Source organism: Streptomyces sp. GbtcB7 (assembly GCF_019091445.1).
Lineage (GTDB): Bacteria > Actinomycetota > Actinomycetes > Streptomycetales > Streptomycetaceae > Streptomyces > Streptomyces mirabilis.
This window is the reverse complement of the sequence record NZ_JAGXJM010000715.1, coordinates 1-232: the sequence shown is the minus strand read 5'-3', so window position 1 is coordinate 232 and position 232 is coordinate 1. Positions and strand designations below refer to the sequence as shown.

Sequence of the window (232 nt, the reverse complement as noted above, 5' to 3'; positions counted from 1 at the left end):
GCGCCGCGGAGGGGCCCCCCGCAGGCCCGGCACGCCCATCTGCTGTTGTCGGGTGGCGCCCGCGCGAGGGAGGGGCGCCGGCGGGGGGTGACCGCCGCCTGGCTGGCCGCGGGCGCCCGCCGGATCCCGATGCCCACCGGATGCGTCTCCCTGAGGGCGCAGGGCTGGCTGCGGCGCTGGCCCCCGACGGAGGTCATGATCTCGAGCAGCCGTGGTCTGCTCGACGCGGCAC

At 79.3% G+C, this 232-nt stretch carries 1 pseudogene; it reads left to right on the top strand.

Features of this window, described 5'->3' with window-relative positions:
- Positions 1 to 232: pseudogene (locus tag KVT44_RS57330) on the top strand (pyridine nucleotide-disulfide oxidoreductase); the annotation flags it as partial.